The organism is Psychrobacter urativorans, assembly GCF_904846695.1.
GTDB classification, from domain to species: domain Bacteria; phylum Pseudomonadota; class Gammaproteobacteria; order Pseudomonadales; family Moraxellaceae; genus Psychrobacter; species Psychrobacter urativorans.
The window spans coordinates 1-1,188 of record NZ_CAJHBR010000064.1 but is presented as its reverse complement, the minus strand read 5'-3'; the positions used below and the strand labels follow the sequence as shown (position 1 = coordinate 1,188).

1 protein-coding gene is annotated in these 1,188 nt (G+C 40.9%); it reads right to left on the bottom strand.

Translation table 11 applies throughout. The features are described from left to right. Positions 1-41: 41 nt before the first annotated feature. Positions 42-1,117, bottom strand: a protein-coding gene (locus tag JMY09_RS14370; protein ID WP_406947606.1) for an IS3 family transposase whose coding sequence is annotated in 2 segments (ribosomal slippage) — positions 42-890 and positions 893-1,117 — 1,074 coding nt in all. Because the reading frame shifts where the segments join, the coding sequence is not laid out codon by codon here. Positions 1,118-1,188 lie beyond the last annotated feature (71 nt).

Sequence of the window (1,188 nt, the reverse complement as noted above, 5' to 3'; positions counted from 1 at the left end):
TGTAAATACCCCATTCTTAACACAACATCATTGTAGAATCATTAAGCCACCTGTCTGTACTCAGCAGGTGTCATATCATTAAGTGAATCATGGGGTCTTTCAGTGTTATAAACCGTGATCCAGTCTTCGGTTAGCTTACTGACCTCGTTTAAATTATTGAAAAGGTAGCAATCTAAAACCTCATTGCGATAACTGCGATTAAATCGTTCAATATAAGCATTCTGATAAGGACAGCCAGGCTCGATATAATCAATGTAGATACCATGAGCTGATGCCCAATCAGTGAATACGCTGGATGTAAACTCACTGCCGTTATCCACACGAATTTGCTTAGGGTAACCATGGCACTCGGCTAGTTGATTAAGGTAGCGAATCACTCGGAGTGAGGGAATACTGGTACCAATATCAATGCCTAGCACTTCGCGGTTATAATCATCAATCACATTAAAAGTGCGGAAACGAATATTGTTATATAGCTTGTCACTCATGAAATCCATAGACCAAGTATGCCCTAATGCACTTGGCACCCTTAGCGGCTGAGGATTACGTGTTGGCAGCCGCCTTTTAGACTTACGGCGTAGGTTCAAGTTTAATGCTGTATAAACACGATGTACCCGCTTGTGATTCCATGAATAACCAAGCTTACGCATACGTTTAAAGCACTTTGGAAATCCCCAGCGATTGTGCTTGTCAGTAAGCTTATTTAAGACGTCAATAATCTCACTATCATCAGATAGCATAGGCTTGTAGTAGTAAGCAGTTCGACTCATGCAAACGACCTGACAACTAACTGCAATACTGACATCATACTGCGCCTGTAATTCTTGCGCCCAGACTTTGCGCTCGGGTACAGGCGCTATAGCTTTTTTATGATCTCTTCCTGCATTTGTGCTTTTAAGCTTAAGTCAGCATACATCTGTTTAAGCCTACGATTTTCTTCTTCAAGCTCTTTTAAGCGTTTGACGTCAGAGGCTTCCATACCGCCGTATTTAGATTTCCATTTGTAAAATGTCGAGCTAGCAATTCCGTATTTACGGCACAGCTCTTTAGCAGGTATCCCAGCTTCTGCTTCTTTTAATATTGATACTATTTGGGTCTCAGTCATTCGTTTGCTCATATCAAAACTCCTTATGGGTATTTTATAAGAAATTCTACGTTTGAGCTGTGTTAGTTTAGGGGATAGTTACA